Annotated in this window: 11 protein-coding genes; 2 read left to right on the top strand and 9 right to left on the bottom strand. The window is 32.9% G+C overall.

Going from position 1 to position 19,785, the window contains the following annotated elements; genetic code table 11:
- Positions 1-12 precede the first annotated feature (12 nt).
- Positions 13-3,027 carry a SusC/RagA family TonB-linked outer membrane protein gene (locus tag CELAL_RS17885; protein ID WP_013552298.1) on the bottom strand — a complete coding sequence of 1,005 codons (3,015 nt, stop codon included), beginning with the start codon at positions 3,025-3,027 and terminating at the stop codon, positions 13-15.
- 431 nt (positions 3,028-3,458) lie between these two features.
- Positions 3,459-7,601: a hybrid sensor histidine kinase/response regulator transcription factor gene (locus CELAL_RS17890; RefSeq protein WP_013552299.1), complete on the bottom strand. Its 4,143-nt coding sequence runs from the start codon at positions 7,599-7,601 to the stop codon at positions 3,459-3,461.
- Between the two features lie 502 nt (positions 7,602-8,103).
- Here CELAL_RS17890 and CELAL_RS17895 point away from each other — a divergent pair.
- Positions 8,104-9,537 carry a carbohydrate-binding protein gene (locus tag CELAL_RS17895; RefSeq protein ID WP_013552300.1) on the top strand — a complete coding sequence of 478 codons (1,434 nt, stop codon included), beginning with the start codon at positions 8,104-8,106 and terminating at the stop codon, positions 9,535-9,537.
- Between the two features lie 323 nt (positions 9,538-9,860).
- On the opposite strand, the gene CELAL_RS17900 is transcribed toward CELAL_RS17895, so the two are convergent.
- Positions 9,861-11,039: an MFS transporter gene (locus tag CELAL_RS17900; protein ID WP_013552301.1), complete on the bottom strand. Its 1,179-nt coding sequence runs from the start codon at positions 11,037-11,039 to the stop codon at positions 9,861-9,863.
- 489 nt (positions 11,040-11,528) lie between these two features.
- On the opposite strand from CELAL_RS17900, the gene CELAL_RS17905 reads away from it, so the two are divergent.
- Positions 11,529-12,311, top strand: a complete 783-nt coding sequence (locus CELAL_RS17905; RefSeq protein ID WP_013552302.1) for a hypothetical protein — start codon at positions 11,529-11,531, stop codon at positions 12,309-12,311.
- A 319-nt stretch (positions 12,312-12,630) separates the two neighbouring features.
- Here the strand turns inward: CELAL_RS17905 and CELAL_RS17910 are convergent, their stop codons facing one another.
- The 6 genes from CELAL_RS17910 to CELAL_RS17935 all read right to left on the bottom strand — a co-directional run bounded on the left by CELAL_RS17910 (position 12,631) and on the right by CELAL_RS17935 (position 19,536).
- On the bottom strand, positions 12,631-13,695 hold the full coding sequence (locus CELAL_RS17910) for an ankyrin repeat domain-containing protein (RefSeq protein ID WP_013552303.1): 1,065 nt from the start codon (positions 13,693-13,695) through the stop codon (positions 12,631-12,633).
- A gap of 256 nt (positions 13,696-13,951) precedes the next feature.
- Positions 13,952-14,716 (bottom strand): hypothetical protein, encoded by a 765-nt coding sequence (locus CELAL_RS17915; protein ID WP_013552304.1) that lies wholly within the window; start codon positions 14,714-14,716, stop codon positions 13,952-13,954.
- A 115-nt stretch (positions 14,717-14,831) separates the two neighbouring features.
- Positions 14,832-15,452, bottom strand: a complete 621-nt coding sequence (locus CELAL_RS17920; RefSeq protein ID WP_013552305.1) for a DapH/DapD/GlmU-related protein — start codon at positions 15,450-15,452, stop codon at positions 14,832-14,834.
- Between the two features lie 129 nt (positions 15,453-15,581).
- Complete coding sequence (locus CELAL_RS17925; RefSeq protein WP_013552306.1) at positions 15,582-16,235, bottom strand: alpha/beta hydrolase; 654 nt, start codon at positions 16,233-16,235, stop codon at positions 15,582-15,584.
- Between the two features lie 111 nt (positions 16,236-16,346).
- The gene (locus CELAL_RS17930) at positions 16,347-17,078 is read right to left on the bottom strand and encodes a hypothetical protein (protein ID WP_013552307.1); all 732 of its coding nucleotides are present in this window, start codon (positions 17,076-17,078) and stop codon (positions 16,347-16,349) included.
- Between the two features lie 118 nt (positions 17,079-17,196).
- Entirely contained in the window at positions 17,197-19,536 is a 2,340-nt protein-coding gene (locus tag CELAL_RS17935; protein WP_013552308.1) for a T9SS type A sorting domain-containing protein, read from the bottom strand.
- Between the last annotated feature and the right edge of the window lie 249 nt (positions 19,537-19,785).

The following is a 19,785-nucleotide window of genomic DNA, read 5'->3' on the forward strand; positions in this document are numbered from 1 at the left end:
TTAACTTTTTTATTAAAATCCTACTTGTAAACCAATAGCCACCGTAACCGCTTCTGGATATTGATCAGGGTTTCTTTCTGGGCTATACGATTGAAAATCTGTAATCGTAATTAAATTACTACCGGTTACATATAGTCTTAATTTCGTTAAGCCAAATGTTGTTAGTAAATCTTCAGGTGGAGTATACCCTAAGGTTACATTTTGTAATCGTACATAAGAAGCATCTTGTAATCCTAATGAAAATATGTTGTTTGGATCATTACCTTCTCTTGGTCTTGGAAAATCACCTCCAGGATTTTCAGGAGTCCAATAATTTTGTTTGATTCCATTTTTAACTCCTCTAAGAGAACCCCCTTCTGAGTATCCATATAAAAAAGGATTGTTTCGTGTTACACCTTGCACGGCATATACATCTGCAGAAAAATCTAAGCCTTTATATTCTGCTCCAAGGGATATGGTTCCGTACCAGTCTGGTGTTTGGGATGTGATAACACGATCATCATCATTAATGACATTATCTCCATTTACATCTCGTAATTTGATATCTCCAGGCAACGCTAAAGGTTGTGCAGAGTTTACAATGTTTTCGCCTTCTTGAAAAATACCTGTAGGCTCATATTGATAGAAAACATTGATTGGCTCACCAATGAATCTTCGGTTTAAAACATCATCATCTTCAATACCATCATTATCAGCATCTTTACCATACAAGCTTATAATTTTATTATTATTTTTCGTGTAGGATAGGCCTAAATTTACTTTTAGATCTTCCTTTCTTATGATATCGGCATTGAAGGTTACTTCTATACCTGTGTTCTCTACTTCGCCAAGGTTGGTAAGTTTAGAGGCATAACCAGAAGAAGGATCTAATCTTTCTAAGACCAATAAATCGTTTGTTCTTGTATTGTAATATTCAACGGTAGACGTAATTCTATTTTTGAATAATCCAAAATCTATAGCGGCATTGAAAGTAGTTGAAGTCTCCCATTTTAAGTCTGGGTTAGGCAACACATCTCCTGGTATATATCCAGATACCTGGTTTCCATTAATGATATAATCTCTTTGGTCTGCGGTACTCTGACTCTGACCCGGATTAATACCTTCGTTACCAACACTACCGTAACTTAATCTTAATTTTAAATTACTTATTTCTTCCACCTCACTTAAGAAGTTTTCTTTGTAGATATTCCAACCAAAGTTTGTTGCAGGGAAAAATGCCCATTTATTATTTCTACCAAATACGGTAGAACCATCTGCTCTACCTGATGCTGTAAAATAGTATCGATTATCATAATTATATTCTACTCTACCTACGGCAGAAACGATACCTCTTTTATTTGCAGAAACTGCTTGAGTATTTAAAAAAGCACCTTCAAGGCCATTAATGCCTAAGATATCATTCGGAATTCTTTCTGAAGCATTTTCAAAACTATAATACTCCGTTTCAGAAATACTTTGCACAGCGGTAAAATCAAAATGATGTACATCTTTGATATCTAATTTATAGGTAAGTATGTTTTCTAGTTGCCATTCTACATTATCTTGAAATTGCACACTTCCGCTACCTTGCCCATTGTTTGCTATTCCAGATAAAGACTCCGTAGTATTGTATGATTTTCTTTTGTAATTCCAAGAGCGTCTACTTGCATTTAAACGGTAATTAAACCCTTGGAATGGACTCACATCTACAAATAGATTTAAGATATCATTTCTTTCATTTACTAAGTTTGTAGTTTCGTTTAAATCTATTAATGGGTTTTTGTTTTCTTCAAATCCGCCCGGTAAGTAACGTAAAGTACCATCAGCATTATAGGCATTACCTAGGGGAGCTGTGGTAATTGAATTTAAAATGACACCATCATTATTAGGATTGTTAGTTTCAGAAAATTGAAAAGATGTATTTAAGCCCACTTTAAGCCAATCATTAATTTTCTGATCGGCATTTAAACGCAATCCAATTTTATTATAATCTGAGTTAGGAACAACGCCCTCCGTGTTTATATAATTAATACTACTAAAAATGCTAAACTTATCCGTACCTGATGATACATTAATAGCATGGTTTTGAGTATGTCCTGTTCTTAGGATTAAATCTTCCCAATTTACATACGATCCTGTTTGAACACTTTCTAATTCTAAAGCAGAAAATATTTCATTATCAGGTCTAAATTCACCCCCATTATTGGTTCTAAAAGCTTCTCTTTTTAATTGAGCAAATTCAGCACCGCTATAGATATCAAAATTTCTATTAATCGTTTGTATTCCTGAAAAGCCATTATAAGAAAGACTTATTTTTCCTTCTTTTCCTCTTTTTGTAGTAATTAAAATAACTCCGTTAGAAGCTCTTGCACCATAAATAGCTTGTGCCGCAGCATCTTTTAATACCTCTAAAGAAGCTATGTCATTTGCATTGATATCATTTATACTACCTATTCGTACCCCATCTGCTATAACAATAGGCTCATTACCTCCAGTAATAGAACGTTGCCCTCTAATGGTAATAGAAGAAGAACCTCCGGGAGCTCCACTAGCTAAAGTAACTTGTACCCCAGCAGCTTTTCCTCTTAGCATTTCACCAACATCAGAAGTTGCTACTTTTACTAGATCTTCTGGAGCTACAGTAACTACAGAACTAATAATGTCACTTTTTTTCTTTGTTCCATAACCAACGACGACTACTGCATCTAATACCGCATAATCATCTTCTAGGGTAACATCTATGGTGCTTTGGCTCCCTACTAAAATACTTTTTTGTTTTAATCCAATATAGGAGAATACTAAGGTTTGAGTAGATCCTGCTTGTATGGTATATGCACCATCAAAGTCAGTTTGAGTTCCTGTGGCTGTGCCTTTTACTACAATATTAACTCCAGGAAGTGGTGTGCCTGTATTATCTAATACCTTTCCTGTTATTGAAGTTTCTTGTGCATTAGAAGTTGAAAATATAAAACACAAGCTTAATGCTAGAATTAATTTAGCATGTTCACTAAATCGTAAAACAGCGTTTTTCTGTTTGCTTTTTTTCATGGTGTAAAGAAAGTTTGTTAGTATTTATGTTACTGATGACACAAATATGCTTTAATAAATTGCACAGGAAGGGTTCAATATATTCGTATATAGGGGTATGAACGTATTTACGTTGTTAACCAGTTGCTTTACAAGTGTTTGTGTTGTGTGTATCGCTGTTTTTTACAATAATTTGTGTTTAATAAGGATGTTTTTTAAGGAAAGAAAACACCAAATTATCGTTAAGTAGGTTTAAATAATATAAATTTCAGTAGCCTATTTATACACTTGTTTAAGGTTGATGCAAATTTGCTTTGATGGGGTAAGGTTCCTATTTTAAGAACCTAAATTTAGTAAGGAGCTCTAGGAATCCGTTTTTTCTTTTGTAAAATCTGTAGGATTAATGTGGTATAGCTAATGCCTTGCATATTGCTTCTTAAATTTTTAAAAAACTAGTCTGTGGACGCTTTAGAATTTTTATAGGAAGTAGGGGAGAAGTTGTAGATTTTTTTAAATTCTCTACTAAAATGTTTTCTATCGTTAAAGCCCACCATAAAGGCAACTTCCGAAATAGGATATGTAGTTTTTAGAATAATATCTGCTGCTTTTTTTAACCTCATATGTTTAATTAAACTAGCAACGGAATGATTGGTAAGTGTATTTACTTTCTTGTATAAAATAGTTCTACTCATGCCTATTTTATCAATAAGCATATTTACATCAAAATCAGAATTTTCTAAATTCTCTTCTATAATTTTCATCAGTTTTTTTAGAAACAATTCTTCTGGGGTCGTTAAGGTATCAAGGTCAGAATCCACAATAAAATTACCACTGTATTTTTGACGAAATATCTCTTTAGTTTTTAAAAGGTTTTGTACGCTTAAGATTAAGACCTTAGTACTAAAGGGTTTTGAAATATATGCATCTGCCCCAATAGAAAGCCCTTCAATTTTATTATCTGTAGATGCTTTGGCGGTTAAAAGAATAACCGGAATATGATTGGTACTTTCATTAGTTTTCAGGTGCTTACAAAACTGAAATCCGTTCATTTCAGGCATCATAACATCACTAATAATGAGATCTGGAATTTCTTTTTCCATGTATAAAATGGCCTCCTTAGCATTAGAGAAATCTAAGATATTAAAGTCCACGTTTATAATATTGATAATGAAATTTCTAACTTCATCATTATCTTCTACGATTAATATGGTTTTTTTGTCAGGATCATATTCATTAGCACTAAACTCAATCTCACAATCATCATCAATAATTATTTTTGAAGGAATAGCATCAGCATCTATGAGGTTATCTTGGTCATTGGTCTCCTCTTCATTAATTTGATCTGCGGTTAAATGTTTTTTACCTTTTAATAACGCTATTTGGAAAACCGTGTTTGCCCAGCTTTCCTTTTCTTCTGGCATAGTAATCTCTCCTTTATGCAGTTCTACAATACTTTTAGAAAGTGCCAAGCCAACGCCACTTCCCATATTGTGAACGCCTCGGTCATCTACTTGAAAGAAGCGATTGAATATATTAACTTTACTAGCCTCGGGAATACCAATGCCGTTATCTTTTATTTTTATTAAAACCTTTTTACTATGATCGCTTTCTAGTTCTACAGCAAATACTATTTTACCATTTTTTTTAGTAAATTTAAATGCATTTGAAAGTAAATTAAAAATGACTTTTTCCATCTGGTTTTTGTCAAAATAGACGTGAATGGAATTAGAGTTTAGAACAAATTTATACTCAATATTTTTTTTAACAGCGAGTCCTTTAAAAGATTCAAAAATTTCAAAACAAAAAGCGACAATATCTTTTTTCTCACAGTAAATACGCATGTGTCCTTTTTCAGACTTTCTAAAATCTAGCAATTCATTTACTAATTTTAATAAGCGATCTGAGTTTTGTTGAATAGTCTTTAGCTTTCCTTCTGTTTTAGTATCATTAGGAGCTTCTAGAAGTTCTTCAACTGGCCCTTTTATTAATGTTAGCGGCGTTCTAATTTCGTGAGAGATATTTGTAAAAAAATTGAGTTGCATATTAAGAATCTCTTGCTTTCGCTCACTTTCTACGTGTTCTAAAAATAATTCTCTTTTTAATTTCACTCTGTTTTTTATAAACTTAGAAATTATATAGGTACTTAAAATGAATAAGAAAAGGTAGATAAGGTAAGCCCACCATGTTTTCCACCAAGGTGGCAATACCTTAATTTTTAATGTTTTTATTTTAGGATTCCAACCACTATCTTCATTGGTAGATTTTATGGATAAGATGTAATTTCCAGGATTTAAATTAGAGAGGTTTATTCTATTTTGTGTGCCTGTATTGTGCCAGTCATCATTACGTAAATCATCATCTAATTTATACGCATACCTGCTCTTTTTAGGGTTTACAAAGTTTAGACTGCTAAACTCCAGCCCTAAATAACCTTGGTCGTAGTTTATTGTAATTTCTGAGGTTTCTGAAATGGGCTTATTTAATATTCCGTTTTTTTGGTTAGAGGCTATAACTTCATTATTTATAATAAGGGTTGTAAATACTATTTGCCCGTCATTAGGTACTTTGTATATAGTAGAAGGATCAAATAGGGTGATCCCTTTTGTTGCTCCAAAAACAAGTTGTTTTTCATTAAGTAGTAGACTGGCATTGTAAGAGAATTGTTTTATAGAAACGCCATCTTTTTCTGAAAATTTAGTAATCCCAAAATCAGAGTTCTGCGCCGTTCTGCTATCATTTTTTATTTTTACTTTAAAAAGGAAACCTTCAGAACCTACCCATATATTGCCTTGTGCATCCTCATTAATGCTTTTAATAGTGGCATTTGTTAATCCATTTTCTTTATTTAAGACAAAGAATTTTTTAGCAACTTCATCAAAGTAAAATAATCCATCATAATCGCCTCCAATCCATAATCGTTTTTTAGAATCGGTAAATAAAACCGTTAGGCTATTGTTTAATATGGCAGGCTCACTTGTTGTTCGGTATGTTTTAGTTACTTTTTTTAAAGCTTTATCAAAATAATTCAGTCCGTTTTGCGTAGAAATCCAGATACCATCTTTTCTGTTTTCTAAATCCATAATAAAATTATCCGATAGCGAACTAGAAGATTTATCGGCTAAATAGTTTTCTACAGTACCATTTTTTAAAACACATTTTAAACCATTACCGTCTGTTCCTACCCATATATTTTCATGGTCTACTAATAGCGCGGTTATTGGGCGTTCATCTTCTATTAAACCATTAGCCGCTAAAGAAATTTGATTAAATTTTTTGGTGTTCTTATCAAAAGAAAACAAACCATTAAAAGTACCACAGATAAGGTTGTTTTTATCTTTTTGAGCTAAAGCTGTAATTAGATTTTTAGTCTTTTTTTCATCTATGGCATCTACCATAAAATAAGAAGCTGTGTTTTTCTTTAGATTCAAATACGTTAATCCGCCGCCATGAGTACCCACCCACAATGCATGATCATTTTCCTTTACAAGAGCACTGGCAATAGCATTGTTTAGTCCAAAATTGGGGGCTATAGTTTCACTTATGTTGGTGAAGTTTGAATTGGCTTTGTTGTAAAAATTAATTTCACCAGCTTTAGTTCCCAACCAAATACACCCATGCTTATCTTTTAAAAAACATTGTAAATTATTATCCGATAAGCTAAAATTATTTAGTGAATTGTGCTTATAGCGTTCAAACGTTTTTTTAGTTTTATTATACACATTCAACCCATCTTGACTCGCTATCCATAGGGTATTAGCATCAACAGCAATAATATCATTTATCCAATTAGAAGAAAGGGAGTTTGCATCGTTATAGTCGTGCTTAAACTGAGTTAAAGTATTCTCTGCTTTTGAGTACAAAAAAACACCCATAGTTTCAGTACCAAACCATAAATCGCCATTAGGTTCTTTTAATGTTTTCCATACCTTAGCTTTTAAAAATTCCTTATTTTCAGCTATGACCTTAGGGAATTTCTTTACTTCAGAAGTAATAGGATCAAAACTTTGTATTCCTGTAGCTGTACCTATAATTAGACCGTATTCTTCATCATAAAACAAGGACAACACCCTGCTTTTATTTAATATAAAGTTAGCATCACTTTTAATAGGTTCTAAAAGCTTACTTATCTTATTTATTTTTTTTACGCCACCAAATGTACCTACCCAAACGGTGTGGTCATGATCTTCTACTATGGAGCTTATATAATTCCGACCTCCTTTGGTACCCGAAACATCAATTTTTGTAAAATTATTTGCGTTTTTATTAAATAGATTTACTCCGTGGTTGGTACCAATCCATAGATTTCTTTGGCTATCTTCAAAAATTACATTAACATGGCTATTGCTAAGGCTGCCCTCATTTTTATCTCTTACATACCTATTAAAACTGTAGCCATCATATTTAAATAATCCATTTTCGGTACCTATCCATATAAAACCTTTATCACTTTGTACTAAACTGGAGATCATACTAGATGAAAAATCTTCATCATAGTTTATCTGGTCAAAATATAATTTAGATTCTTGGGCATTCAGAGTATAAAAAACGAAGGCAAAAGTTACTAAAAAGAGTATGTTTTTAATAGATTGCTGCATGTAATGTTGGTTCTTATTTTACAAGGAGCTAGGCAATAGAATGCTCCCTATAATTTCTTTTCTTCTAATCAAAATTGATTTCAAAACGCTCCAAATAGTTCGTAATACGTGGTTTGTAATATACTTATAAAATCTACTTAAAAGCATTGGTATTCTTTTTTTTTACAACCGTGATGCTATTTATCTTCGTTTAAATTAGCCTTAGATTTTAAAAAATTAAACGGTACTTACTTTGTTACAAAAATAGGGGGTAAAGACAAAAAAAAGTTCGTTCATACATACTTTTTTAGGGGTTAAAATGTCCCATAAAAATAGAAGAAAAGGCTGTATTTATATGTATAGTATTGGTTATTAGTGGTATATAATTGTGAATATTTTTTTTCAACCATCTTAGCTCATAAATATTGAAAACGTACATTTTACCCCCTAAAGAGAAATTATTAGCATCCTTTTTATCCTAGATAATATACATATTTGTGGTGTAGAACTAAAACCAAACTCCATGATGAATTTTAAAAGCAATATATTTTTAAGTAGCAGGTATTTAATTTTATTTTCTCTTGTGGTCTTTTCATCTTGTGATGAGGAAACTAGAGAAGTAACCCTATATGATAAAGGGCAAACGGAATCTAATGCATCTACTACTAGTATAGCATTTGGAGAAGCTGTTTCTTTTACCAGCTCATCTACAAAGGCCGTAACAACAGATTGGACTTTTCAAGGAGGAACACCGGCTACATCAATAAACTCAGATGTATCTGTAGTGTATAACACGCCGGGAACGTTTGAAGCGGTACTTGTTGTAAAATATATAGATAATAGCATTGAAACTAAAAATTTTACCATCATAGTTGATGGCGTAGATGAACCCTTACCATTTGGAGGCATTGCTGTAAGCTTAGAAGGAGTTATAGAAGCAGAGAATTATGATTTAGGAGGAGAAGGTATTGGATATCATGATGTGGAAGAAGAAAATCTTGCCGTGACTAATGGGAGTGCTGTATATCGTGATGATGATGGGATGGATATTGCAGTAGGAACAACAGTTACTAATGTTGGGTATATTAATGAAGGAGAGTGGGCAAATTATACTGTTTCTATTTCAGAAGCTGGCACATTTAATTTTGATTTTGTTGTTGCATCGGGCGCCACTACAGGAGGAAATTCTATAAAACTACAAGCTGTAGATCAAGAAACAGGAGAAATTACAGCTTTAGGCGAAACGGGTAATTTTGCGAATACTGGCGGATGGGGAACTTATACCACCATAACAGTTCCTCAAATTAGCTTAGAAGAAGGTTCCCATACGTTACGATTATATTTTACGGGAGGTGGTACTAATTTAGATAAAATAAACGTTTCGGCAATTACCCCAGCAGGCCCTATTGATGGATTAGCAATTTTCTCAGAGCAAGCTATTATCAATGCTAATTTAGGAGAGACTCCTGTAAATAATGGAAGTTTTGTGATTACAAAAGTCACCGAGAATGTATATGAAGGTACTGAAGCGTATTTGTATGAATTTGACCCTGTTAATTCAGGAAATACAGGAAATGGCTTTGCGTTGTCTATAATGGCGCCTACGACGTCTCCAATGGATGCTACTGGAAATAATTTTTATAATATAGCTCTTAAATCATCTTCAACTAAAAATTTAAGATTACGTATAAATACCAGTGCAGGTAATTATTGGGTAACCTTATCGGTAGCTACGCCTGAATATGGATTGTTAAGAGATGGTGAATGGCATCTCTTAAAAATACCATTTACAGATTTTAAATTAAATGGTTCAGGACCAGATGATATTACAGCAAATTTAGATAAAATAACAGGCTGCCTTGTGATGCGTTCAGACGATGGAGATTTTGCTACCTATAGCACAACTCCCGGAGCATTTAACTGGTATGTAGACAATGTATATATGTCTGTAGAATAAGTAAAGATTTTAAGTTGAGTAGTTAGGAAAGCCGTAAAGAAATATTCTTTGCGGTTTTTTAATGTAAAAAAGTCTAGGATGTTTTTTAGTTTCAATTACGTAATAGGTTATATTTTCACTATTGTATTGATGTTAAATTTTGAAATAGTCTCTTTCAGATAATGAGAATCATTGCTGTTTTTTCTTTGGAAATTCTGTAGCCATTATTCCCATATTACGTGTAGAAACCGATTAAAATGAACCACTTCGGTTACTGACTTATCCATTTTGGGGTTAGGGTTTCATTTCCTATGGAAATATTCTTGATAGTTCGTTGTGAGGCGTCAGTCTTTTTTTGTAATTTTTGTTTTGGGTTCAAAAACAAATTGAACAATTAAAATACTCAAAGATATTAGAAGGCCTAAAATAGAAACACCTTGCCAACCATAGTGTTGCCAAGCGTAAGCGCCTAAAAAAGTACCTAAAGCACCACCTATAAAAAAACCGACCATGTACACTGTATTCACTCGGTTTCTAGCTTCTGGATTCCTAGAAAAAATAGTCACTTGATTTGTAATGTGTAATACTTGCATCCCTAAATCTACTATAATTACCCCTAAGGCTAAACCGATTAGAGTGTATCCTGAAAAAAAGAGAATGACCCAAGAAATCATCAATAATAGAGTAGAAAAAATAATCATACTTTTTCTATCATATTTATCATTCATTTTACCGACTACTGTTGCGCCAAGGGCTCCAACAATACCAAAGACACCAAAAGCTCCAGCAATATCACTATCGTAATTAAAATGATCTTCCATCAAAAAAACAAAGGTGGTCCAAAAGACACTTAGTCCTGCAAAACCAAGACCACCACGTAAAGCAGCTAATCGCAATGAAGGTTCTGTTTTAAAATAATGTCCTATAGATTTTAATAAACTGCTGTAACTTCCTTTATAATTGGGTTTAATTTTCGGTAGTTTATATTGGAGTAGAATAAACAACAACACCATGAGTACCGTTGCAGCAGAAAACATAGAGCGCCACCCAAACCATTTTCCTATAAGACCACTGAGTACACGACTCCCTAAAATTCCAATTAGCAATCCGCTCATTACAATACCAATAGCGCGTCCTCGTCCTTTATCGTCGGATAATTGAGCAACCATAGGCACAAACAATTGTGGTAAGGCTGATGAAAAACCAATAAAAAAACTACTTATTATTAACAGATATAAAGTACTTGATACTGATGCGGCAATTAGTGATAATACCATTAAAGCAAAATCAAACTGTATTATTTTTTTATTGGAAACCTTGTCTCCCAAAGGAACAATAAATAACAAACCAAAAGCGTACCCCAATTGTGTCGCTAATGGTACATTACTAATAGCAGATTCACTAACTCCAAATTCTACCACCATTTGGTGTAAAAGAGGTTGGTTGTAATAAAGGTTGGCAACAACAAGTCCAGAAGATATACTCATTAAATAGAGTACGGAATTGGATAAATTTTTACTCATATTTTAAAACTTAACAAGACCTTTAAATAAAGGTAACAAAGGTATTAAACTATAAAAAGGTATAAGTGATTAAATGCTTCATTAATGTACCATTGGTTCCCTTTATTTCGAAATTGAGTAGCGGTAGCGCCTGTACTTGTTTAAAATAACGGTTAAAATTAACCACTTCATTAAAATCTAATCTTTGTTTCTCTATAAAAAAGTAAAAGAAAAAAGAACATTAAACACTTCAAATTAATGCTTTAGAAAAATTAATGAAATGCATACAGGCACTTTTAGAATGTACATCAACCACTAATTATACCCATGTGCTTACGTCTCAAAGCAATTTAGTATCAGTACAATTAGAAAGTAGAAGTAATTGACAACAAGAGCTGCGAGCAGTTATCTAGTTGTAGAGTAGTAGGAGTAGGGGGTAATTTTTTTTATGTTACAAAACATTAGTGTAGATAATAATGTTATTTTTAATGGAAAATTATAAGGTACAGAATGGCTTGGATTACATTAGAAGATCAAAATATATTTAAACCAATACTGTTAAAGAAAATTATAAGGCTTAATCCAAATAATATAAACTATACTATTGAAGCTGTTAAACCGAATAAAAATTTAGAAATCCAAGAAGCAAATGATTTGTTTTTTGTAGTAAATGTAAATGATTTTTCAGTTTTAAAAGCATTTTTTTTAATATGGTTTTTTTTAACATTGATGATCTATTTAATCACTTTCGATTTGTATATAACACTATTCACTTTACCGCTTTTGGTTTTTGTAGTATGGGGAGTAGCCTTTAATTATTTAAACCCTGTTCAAGAAATTGTATTAGATCGTTTAAACGGAACAATTACTTATCCCAAGCGGTTTTTTTATAAAACACCTCATACTGTTCTTTTTTTTGAGGTTCAGTTTTTTGAGAAATTAGATAGATTTGAGAGTACGGATAGTGATAGGGACCGGTCGCAGTTTTTATATTTAAAACATCCAAGCAATAAGAAAAAGTTAAATTTGGCTACTATAAATATTTACGATCGTAAAAATGACCCTTTTGGTAGTCGATTAAATGAAGTGATGTCTTTTTATATTTGGTATATGGATAAAAACAGGCCTTTACCTCCAGGTACAGCTTTTGATCCTTATCGGAAAAATGATTTTGATAGAAGGCGTGATGAAGGTTTTTTAGCTCCTTTATATCCTAGTAGTATTAAAACCAGCGAAGCAAATAGTTATCAAGCAAAAGTTAAGTCAGATTATATTAAAAATAATAATTCTTAATTAAAAAACCTCGTAAATATCACGATTACGAGGTTTTTTTGTGGAGCAATTTAAATAAACAGTCGAGATATTTATTGAAGAATTTTAACCAAATAACTCCTAGTATTTTAGATTGAAATCTGAGTGAATAGGACAGGATGCTTATAGTAGATTCCAGTTATTTAATAAGTTATTTAATAAAAAAATAATTTTCTTCATATCCGAGTAATATCGAGGCTTCTTAATTCAAGGTTTTGTCTATATTAATTATAGCAATCAGATCACTTAGGATATCTCAAAGTCCGTAGTACGAAGGAGTAATCTTGGTTGTAATTTTTTGTTACCTTTTATACTTTGGTTTCTCTAGTACAATTGGATTTGGATTAAGTAATACCCATTTTGTGGCTAATTCACATAAATAATTAAGATCATCAATCTCTGCATCTCCATTTTTACGAATATCTTTTATAAGAATCGCTGTTTTTTTAAGTTCATCATTAGGTAATGAAATACCTATGGATAAATAGTCGAAGAAGATGGCTAACATTTTTTTAAAATCAATATCCCAATTTCCACCACCATTTCTATATATTTCATCCCTAACTTTTCCCGAAATACGAACAACTTCTCCTTGTATTGTTTTAGCACTTCCGCTTGATGGAATTAAAAAATCCCATAATTCTTCATATTGCTTTTGCCAAGTAGTATGCTGAACAGTAATGATAGAAATGCCATCATGCAGTATGCGTTTATGAATAGGGGTAACATCAAACAGTTCATAAAGTGTGTTTAAAGCTTTATCGGTTTCAGGTAGAAATTCTTTGCTAAAATTCGCTCTATGAAATTCAAAATTTATACCTAACTGATGAATAGAATCTTTCATCGTCTGCGTTATTGTAGCATTTATTTCAAGAAATATCTTTGAGATTTCAGCTAATTTTATGAGGTTGATATTATTTGCTCTTTTTAACGCATAATCAAATGGCGTTTGCCCAGCTTTATTCAAAACATTTGGAGTAGCACCATGCTCAAGTAATTTTTTTACATTAATACTATTAAATCCGCCTCCTGCGGCATAATGAAGTGGGGTCTCACCGTTATTGTTTGGTGCATTAATCGTTGCTCCTAATTCTAAAAATACGGTAATATCACCACTGTGAAAACTTGCATGTCTATGAAGTGCTGTACAACCATAAATATCTACAGCATCTATATCTGCTCCTTTTTCTACTAACCAACGAACCAGTTCATTAGGAATATAATAGGTGCTAAGCGCGGTAGCTTTAGCGTAACCACCTCTGGCCTCAATTTCGCACGTATCAAATATTTTTTTAAGGTTTTCTATATCTTTAGCCTTAATTAAATCTTCAAAAATTTTAGGAAGAGTTTTTCTTTTTTTAGCCATTTTTAAAAGTATTTTTTTTGTGATGCATAGCACGGTAGTTTTGCCTAGTATTTTGGATTAAAAACAAAATATTTAATTGTAATCGGTCCCTTTTTCAGATAAGGTGTTTTTTTGTTTTTAAACCGATTTCCCTATGGCGGTATTATTCTTCTATTCGGTTTTATGGTCCTTATGTTTGTTTATGTATAAATAAATAGGAGTTCTTTACTACCTTAACAAGTATGCCATACCGGTGAAAAGATGTTAATTATACCTATTAAATAAACATACTTTCAATTATGGTAATAAGTATTTCATTCCCGTTTTTCCATTGAGTCCAACCGTCATAATTTTCTGATGCATCAAACATATTTTCTCTACCGGTTGCTTTTTTTAGTTTGATCCAGTCGCCCTTAACTTCCACCACATTAAAAGGTAAAAAGCTATGGTCATTATTTTTAAATATGATGTCTCCATTTGGTTTGTCATAAAGTATTAAGTTAGGTTTTTCTATATAGTGTACTCTTTTAAGATAGCGTTCCCAAGTTTCAAAAATAAACCACCTTGGATTGTAGTTCGAATCAGCACAATTTGAACAACTATTTTGAAAAAGCGCGCCCTTCGTCTTATAATAAACATGCTGCTTTTCTCTTTTTATAAAGAAAGCTTCGTTTGTTTCTTTATTGGTGACAACCTTAAAATAATATTCAGAGGCCTCTGTAACGATAAAATTTAATTGCTTGGATGTTGGTGCTAACCCAGATTTTATAAGTTTCCTATCCGCTTTATGAGTGCCTCCTTCTGATATTGAATTGGGTTTTAAATCCAATGCGGTGCTTATTGTAGTAGTTCCAGATTTGTGCTTTTTAAATACTATATCAGCGAAAGGAAGCGTGTCATTTATGCCTTTATAAAGATAAATAGGATAGGTTGTATTTACGTGCAATATTCCAATGCCTATAATTATTTCAGACGCTTTATTTTCTTGTCCGTATACATAGGGGAGTACTAAAAAAGAAAAAATAATAAAGGCTTTTTGCATGGTATCGTTTTAAATGTTTATTTGTTCACGTACCGCTCCTATTTCTACAAGGGATAGGTACAAGACATCACTTTTTTGTTACTAACTAAACCTGTAGCTTTTATTGAAATTTATTTTATTTCTGTTTCAGTTGCTCAATGAGCTCTAATCTTTTTACAATAGCGTTTTTCTTAAGAATAGTTCCGGGAGATAAAACTCCGTTTGCACCAATTCTAGAATTATCGCCCACTAATGCTCCGAATTTTTCGACGCCAGTAGCTATGATAGCATCATGATAGGTAACCCAAATTGTTTTGTCTTCTCTTTCATTATAATGGTTAGCCGCAATGGAGCCTGCCTCAAAATTAACCTGTTCTCCTATGATGCTATTGCCAATATAATTTAAATGCGCTATGGCAGTTTTAGTACCTATAATGCTACTTTTTATTTCAGAACATGGCCCTATTTTTACAGACCTATCTAAAAAAACACCCTCGCGAAAATAGGAGTTTGCTCCCAGGTGGCAGTTTTCCATTGCAATAAATGGACTTTTAATCGTAACACCGGTTTCTATAACAGTAGTTTTATGAATAGCAATTCCGTCTGCTATAGTAAAATCCGCACCTAATTTCGGTAGTATTTCCTCGATAATTGCTTTTAAGTTATTCGTTATATCCCAAGGAGCTAAGTGTTGTACTGCTTCAAAATGTTCAGAAATAGTAGCGATGAAATCCTTAATAGCTATTTTTTGTTCCATAGAGATGAACTTTATATATGTTGAAACTTAAATTTTGTAAGCTTAAATTTCGTCTTTTTTCTTTGCAAAAAAAAATCGACTTTATACAGCTATAAAAGCTTTGAGTTTATTATCAAATACCACAGTACTTCATTGGTTTTGGCGTAGTATTTTTTTTATTTCGTCATTTATTAAGAGACTAATCTCTTCTGCTTTGTCAACGATCATGAAATGCGCGCCATTTTTAATTACAAGAGTATTTTCTCCTTTTGGAGGAAGTAGTTTGTCTTTTGAGCCTCCTATTTTAATTAAGTTAGGTACTGTCGTTTGATTTTTCCAATGGAGCAATTCTCTAAGGGCCCATTTGGTAAAGTTCAAATCCGTTTCATCAAGGATAGACGCTAATAACTCTTTCTGATCAGTTCCGAACATATAATAAGCAATGGCCTTAGGTGGATTCAATAATTTTTTTGGGACGAATGATATTAGTTTGGTTCTTCCAACTATTTTTAGAATAACACTTAATTCTCTCCTAGTCTCAATGCTAGAAATTAAAATTGTAAATTTTGGATTCGTTATTTTACTAATCTCTGTTGCTATAAGTCCGCCAAAACTTACTCCTAAAATTCCAAAATTAGGCTCCTCTCCAATACCATATTTTTTAATTAACCGTTTGGCATAGGCTACAATAGATTCCTTTTTTTTAGGGGTAATCCATTCAATGGGGACTAATTCCTGGTCAAGCGTTAAGTAGTTAAAAACCCTTTCATCTGCTCCAAGTCCACTAATTCCATAAATTTTCATGTAGTATGATTTATCACTGTAAAATGAATTGTAGCACTAAGCTATATTTAATTCAGGAATTAAAAGGATACTATTTCAATGCTTTAATGTACTAAACGTATAACTGAAAAATCACCTTTTTTCTTTAAGCATTTCTGATAATTGAGGTACGCCTACAATATTTTCTATTTCGCCATTTTTTACCACAAATAGATCTTCACAAAGAAATTCTAAAGCTTCATTTTCTTGTAGTACAATCCCGCTATGCATGTTTAAAAAATCGCCAAAATCTTCATCAGAAATATTTTTTGAACACACAAAGATTAACCCTTTTCTAGGAATAGAGACCAGTAATTCGTCTACACCTAACTTCTTATGAGCTTCTTGCAGGTGTTTTTTACTTAGTATTTTTTCGGAAGAAAATTGAGATATAGCACAAGATAGCACCTGGAAATTTAGTTTATTATCTGAATAATTCCAATCAATAAAAGGGATTTCAAGAGCATCTAAATTTATTTCACCAGTCAATCTTAGCTCTTTATAATCCTCTTCATTTTTGTTTGAAGTCCGCACTTGATAAATTGCGGGTTCACCATCTTCTACATCCTTTTCATCGACCATAACATGACCAATTGCAATCGGAGCAAAAAGGCCTTCCCTTTCATGCATAATTGCAACAAGTTCATTTACCAAATCAAACGATTTTGTTTTTTGTGATAGTACCGTAGGATATATTTTTCTATGTTCAATATCAGATACATCAACGATGCTTTCTTTTCTTTTTGTTTGAGAAGGATTAGCTCTTGGTCTTACATTCACAAGTTCTTTGGGGCCTAAACCAAGTAATTTTCTAAAAAAATTCAACTCTATTTTTATATGAAAGCGTTATAATTCATTCTTAACGAATGTTTTGAGTATAAATGTATGACTTCTCTTTTTAAGAGAAATAAACTCTTAAAGAAGCTACTTCATCCTTTAAAACCTACTGTTTAATAATCGTTTTTGCGCTTACGCCATTCATCGCATGAAATTTAATAAAATAAACGCCTGTACTCAAATCAGATAGATCTATCGTCATTGTATCACCAGCCGTAGCCATACTTTTAATTAAACTACCCGAAGTACTGAATATTGAAATATTAATGACATCAGAAATATTTTGTACTATTAAGTCATCCTTTACAGGATTTGGGTACATATAAATACCTTCATTAGAACTATTGGTAACAAACAAAGCCATGGCTGCCGCAAGATCTGCAGTAGCCCTATCTACTTCGTTTTGGGTGGTAGCATGATCACGTGATGCTTCGGCCGCTGCCACTGCAGTATTGGCTGCAGCTACTACGCCTTTTGTATATTCGCCATCTGCATCACCAATAGTAACCGCTGCAATTGCCGTTTGTGATGAAGTAATAAGAGCGATAAGTTCATCGGTATTAATGGTAGGATCACTCGAGGAAGAATTAAACTCATAAGCACCAATATCCCAAGAACCAGCATTTGGTTTTATAACCCCATTAGCATCAATTTTTATGCTCAAACCATAATTAGTTTCAAATAGTTGGTACGTAGCATGTACCATTCCAGCATCTATCGCGGGTGAAGCTGCTTGTAGTCTAAAATCAATCTTTTCTGGGTAGATAAACAACGGGTCTTCTTCCATACTCCCAGCACCTTTGCCTGTATTGGTCATAAACTCCGCTACGTTATAAGAGTTAGACCCCCAATTAATCTTAACAGCACCATCTGGCTGATAAAAAAGGTTATTCTCAAAAACCGAATTAGCCATAGTAGATGAGCCGCTAATAGACATATGATAGCCATTTTCACTTATATTAGAAATAATATTGTTAGCAGCATATAATGCTGCGTTAGCATTATTAACATTAGAATTTATTCCATTATCTAGATCGTAAAAAGTATTATTTATCATATAAACTTTTTGACTAGACCAAGAAATATACCCTTTGGCAGTATGAGATGCGTTATGAATATCATGTATTAAGTTTCCAATTAAATAGACATCATAAACTTGATCTCCACCTACTTGAATAGCGGAAGAATTACAATCAAATATCTCATTGTTAATCAACCATACATTTTTAGGCGAAACGTTAGGTCCATAATGCATTACTACCCCAGCACCGTCACTACCAGAAGACCAACCTTCATAGTTGAACATTACATTTTCTGAAACAATTACTTTATCTACCTCTTTTATATCCACAGCATTTTCTCCGCAGGTATACATTATATTTCTTCCCACATAATAATTTTTTGCGGTATAATTTGCTGCATGGCCATTTCCTACAGCATCACCACCAGCTCTTGTGATGATATTATCTATAATCCATACCCCATTAGAGCGGCCATTGATACCAATTCCCATACCATCATCCTCGTCAAAATCTCCGTCTGCAGGATCAAATTGATCACGATTAACATAATTACCATAAAAAACTACATTATCGGCAGAGGCACCTTCATTGTAAGAAACTGCAGATAATGTTTTTGCTTCAAAATTTCTAATAGCAACATGGTGTGCTTTTTTTTCGGTATACGAACGAACCGTTAAGCTCATTTTTAAATTCTCCATGATCACATATTCACTATTTAGATAAAAAGCACTGCTCGTAATTTCTACCCGTTCATTTTCTGATGCACCTCGAATAAATATGGGCATTGCTACTGTACCTGTTAGTTTAAGAACCGTATGTCCTCTCTCATAGGTAACGCCATGAAATTCTATCACTGATCCTTCAGGAGTGTCTGTTGCACTAGGTAAGGAAATTCTCGGTTTGGCGGCAGTACCATATTTATTACTAGAATCGGTAGCATTAGGGTCTGTATTGTCTATGTAATGGGTATAATAGCCTCCTTCTGCATTCTGACTATAGGTAAGTGCCGTATTACGATTCGCAACAGCATCATACATCCGATAGGTTTCAAAAATTCCGAATTCAGGAACAGGGATCCCAGCAGCGGGCACCCATTTTTCAAAAACAGCAGTGACTGTTTTATTACTGGTCATAAGCACATCTGCAATAAGTCTTTTTCCTGTAGCATCTCCGGTCCAGTGAGAAAATTTATATCCTGCAGCAGGTCGGGTAATTAGCCTTACGGTTTCTCCTTCCTCGAAAGATGTTAGCGTAGATTCCTCATTATTAATTAATTTTATAACCGAGCCATGTGTAGCATTAATGCTAAGAGTGTATGTTGCGAATACAGTTGAAGCGGACGGTAGAGATTCATTTTTACTAGCATTTGAAAATAGGGGTATAGCAAAAAAACCTATTATAATGATTAAAAATACTTTTTTCATTGGTGTGTGTAATTTTTGATATGGATTCAGTTGTGGTATTCTGGTTATTATAAAAATATTGGGTGCTGTGATCCTAAAACCTATGGGTGATAGATTTGGGTATGCTCCCTGTGCACTATGAAAACATCAGAGAATCATGATCATTCTACATTTTCAGTTTGCCAATTATTCCTAAGGGTATAACTCCATTTATTTTGTATTAGTATACCATGGTTACGCAATCTGGAGTAGGGGAGTTAACGTGCATCT

It is taken from the genome of Cellulophaga algicola DSM 14237, assembly GCF_000186265.1.
GTDB classification, from domain to species: Bacteria; Bacteroidota; Bacteroidia; order Flavobacteriales; family Flavobacteriaceae; genus Cellulophaga; species Cellulophaga algicola.

What these genes read in the sequence shown, in the direction of transcription:
- CELAL_RS17885 (WP_013552298.1), bottom strand. Translation starts at nt 3,027, where the DNA reads ATGAAAAAAAGCAAACAGAAAAACGCTGTTTTACGATTTAGTGAACAT.
- CELAL_RS17890 (WP_013552299.1), bottom strand. Translation starts at nt 7,601, where the DNA reads ATGCAGCAATCTATTAAAAACATACTCTTTTTAGTAACTTTTGCCTTC.
- CELAL_RS17895 (WP_013552300.1), top strand. Translation starts at nt 8,104, where the DNA reads ATGATGAATTTTAAAAGCAATATATTTTTAAGTAGCAGGTATTTAATT.
- CELAL_RS17900 (WP_013552301.1), bottom strand. Translation starts at nt 11,039, where the DNA reads ATGAGTAAAAATTTATCCAATTCCGTACTCTATTTAATGAGTATATCT.
- CELAL_RS17905 (WP_013552302.1), top strand. Translation starts at nt 11,529, where the DNA reads ATGGCTTGGATTACATTAGAAGATCAAAATATATTTAAACCAATACTG.
- CELAL_RS17910 (WP_013552303.1), bottom strand. Translation starts at nt 13,695, where the DNA reads ATGGCTAAAAAAAGAAAAACTCTTCCTAAAATTTTTGAAGATTTAATT.
- CELAL_RS17915 (WP_013552304.1), bottom strand. Translation starts at nt 14,716, where the DNA reads ATGCAAAAAGCCTTTATTATTTTTTCTTTTTTAGTACTCCCCTATGTA.
- CELAL_RS17920 (WP_013552305.1), bottom strand. Translation starts at nt 15,452, where the DNA reads ATGGAACAAAAAATAGCTATTAAGGATTTCATCGCTACTATTTCTGAA.
- CELAL_RS17925 (WP_013552306.1), bottom strand. Translation starts at nt 16,235, where the DNA reads ATGAAAATTTATGGAATTAGTGGACTTGGAGCAGATGAAAGGGTTTTT.
- CELAL_RS17935 (WP_013552308.1), bottom strand. Translation starts at nt 19,536, where the DNA reads ATGAAAAAAGTATTTTTAATCATTATAATAGGTTTTTTTGCTATACCC.